Source organism: Microbacterium sp. ZW CA_36, from assembly GCF_044987475.1.
Classification (GTDB): domain Bacteria; phylum Actinomycetota; class Actinomycetes; order Actinomycetales; family Microbacteriaceae; genus Microbacterium.
This window is the reverse complement of record NZ_JBJDRL010000129.1, coordinates 1-2,806: the sequence shown is the minus strand read 5'-3', so window position 1 is coordinate 2,806 and position 2,806 is coordinate 1. Positions and strand designations below refer to the sequence as shown.

The 2,806-nt window shown below is 73.0% G+C and carries 2 protein-coding genes; both read left to right on the top strand.

Features of this window, described 5'->3' with window-relative positions:
- A partial coding sequence (locus tag ACI3KX_RS21995) for a S1C family serine protease (RefSeq protein ID WP_404911083.1) occupies positions 1-1,486 on the top strand: 1,486 nt, incomplete at its 5' end.
- 68 nt (positions 1,487-1,554) lie between these two features.
- Positions 1,555-2,806 (top strand): CDP-glycerol glycerophosphotransferase family protein (locus ACI3KX_RS21990; protein ID WP_404911082.1); only part of this gene is annotated, 1,252 nt, incomplete at its 3' end.

Below are 2,806 nucleotides of genomic sequence, written 5' to 3'. Positions count from 1 at the left end.
GGCTGAGACTGCCGCGCAGCCCGCGTCGCACGTGCAGCCGGCCGCACCGGCTCAGCCCGCGCCGCCGGCCGGCTATCCCGCCGGTGCGCAGGCATACGCCCGCCCGCAGGGCTACGCGGGCCAGCCCGCGCCGTACCCCCACTCGTACGCCGGCCAGCAGCAGCCCGGGGCCCCCGCACCGGGTGCATCCTTCGGCGTCACCCCGGCGGACACCCAGCCGACTCTTCCGATCGGCGGCGCCACCGGCGCCGCACCGGCCTCGACGACGACCACCGCGCCGAAGAAGCAGACGGCGGCCGGCAAGGTCGTCGGACTCATCGTCGCCGCCGCGATCGTCGGCGGCGCGGCGGGCCTCGGCGGGGCCTACGCGGGCGTCAACTGGTTCACGCCGGCGAGCACCTCGCCCATCGCGGGCCCCACGACCGTCACCGTGAACGACACCGAGTCGGTCAACCAGACCACCGCGATCGCCGCGAAGGTGCTGCCCAGCGTCGTCACCATCGCCGCGACGGGCTCGTCCGGCGCGGGCACAGGCTCGGGCGTCGTCCTCACCGAGGACGGCTACGTCGTCACCAACACCCACGTCGTCACGCTCGACGGCGCCACGGGCGATGCGGCGATCCGTGTGACCACCTCCGACGGCCGCGTCTACGACGCCGAGGTCGTCGGCACCGACCCGACCTACGACCTGGCCGTCATCAAGCTCACCGACGCCGAGGGCCTCACGCCGATCGACTTCGCGGACTCGAGCAAGCTCAACGTGGGCGACACGACCGTCGCCGTCGGCGCCCCGCTGGGCCTGGCGAACTCCGTCACCGAGGGCATCATCAGCGCGCTCAACCGGTCGATCTCGATCGCGTCGTCGGCGGCGCCCGACGGCGGCGACACGGAGGACCAGGAGCCGCAGGAGGAGAACGGCCAGGAGGGCCCGTTCCGCTTCGACTTCGGCCAGGGCGACCAGGGGACGACGGCGACCGAGAGCATCTCGATCGCGGTGATCCAGACCGACGCGGCCATCAACCCCGGCAACTCGGGCGGCGCGCTCGTCGACTCGGACGGCAAGCTGATCGGCATCAACGTCGCCATCGCGACCGCGGGCGGATCGTCCTCGGACGGCTCGGGCTCGATCGGCGTGGGCTTCTCGATTCCCTCCGACATCGTCCAGCGCATCACCGACGAGATCATCGACAGCGGCGAGGCGACGCACGGCCTGCTCGGCGCGAACGTGAGGCCCGCGGCATCCGTCGAGGACGCGACGATCACCGGCGCCTACATCGCGGAGGTCACCGACGGCGGTGCGGCGGCCGACGCCGGCCTGCAGGCGGGCGACGTGGTCACCGGCTTCAACGGCGTGCCGATCACCGACGCGACCGACCTCACCGCGCAGGTGCGCGCGGTGGCAGCGGGAAGCACGGCAGAGGTCACGTTCGTCCGCGACGGCAAGACGCAGACGGTGGAAGTGACGCTGGGCTCGCTCCAGCAGTAGCTCTTCGCACAGGACGCCATCTCGCGAGTCAGCGAGCCCGGGCACGGGCTCGCAGGTAGGCTCGCGGGATGGCGTCCTTCTCTTTCGGCGCGGGGAATGCGCGAAAGCTCGCGACGATCCCGCTGTATGCCGCAGGACGCATCTTCACGCTCCTCGTGCCCCGCACACCCGATGAATGGGTGTTCGGGTGCGCCGTCGGCATCGGCGACGGCGCGCTCGCCCTGTGGGAGGTTGCGGCCGCCGACGATCGCCCCGCGGTGTGGCTGGTCGGCTCGAAGCGGGAGGCGACGGATGCCGCGGCCCGCGGCATCCGTGCCGTTCCGAAGCGTTCGCTGCAGGGGCTGTGGCGCACGGCGCGCGCTCGCGTGATCGTCGTCACCCACGGCTTCGGCGATGTGAACAGGTACGCCGTGTCGGGCGGGTTCGTGGTGCAGCTGTGGCACGGCATCCCGCTCAAGCGCATCGGGCTCGATTCGCCCGAGACCCTGCGCGTGCCGGGTGCGATCGCGGCGACACCGGCCGCGGGCGTCGTCAGGACGCTGCTGCGGACGATGTACCGCCGCGCCGCGCGGCGCATCCGGATCCTCCCGGCGGCTTCGCATCTCGTGCGTGGCCGGCTCGAATCCGCGTTCGGGCTGCGTGACGCCGACGTGCCGGTCACCGGCGAGCCTCGCGTCGACGTGCTCTCGCGCGGCACCGCTGCTGTCCGCCGCGCCGAGGCTCGCGCGGCCATCGGCCGGGCAGTGCCGCGGGCGACGCCGGCGGCACGATTCGTCCTGTATGCGCCGACCTGGCGCGACGGGGCCCCGGATCCTGCGGTGCCGACCGCCCACGAGTGGACGAGCATCGTCGACGTGCTGACGCGGCACGACGCCACGCTGCTCGTACGCTCGCATCCGCTCGGCGCGGGCGAGTACCGTCCGCCGTTTCCGACCGATCGCGTCCTGCCGCTCGGCAGCGACCTGGTGACCGACGTCACGCCTCTGCTTCCCGGTCTCGATGCACTCGTGACGGACTACTCGTCCCTCGCGTTCGACGCCGCACTGGTGCCGCTGCCCACGCTCTTCCTCGCGCCCGACGTCGAGGAGTACGCGCGGCGTCGCGGGTTCTACGGCGCCTATGCCGATGTCGCGGGCGACGACTGCGCGGTGGAGTGGGGGCAGACCACGGCGCAGCTCGACGCCCTTCTCGGCGATGCCGCCGAGCACGGCCGGCGGGCCGATCGCGCCGCCGCACTCAGCGCACGCGTGCACGCGTTCCACGACGGGCGCAACGCCGAGAGGGTGTACCGTGCGATCCTGGCCGGAGCGGTCCCCGCAC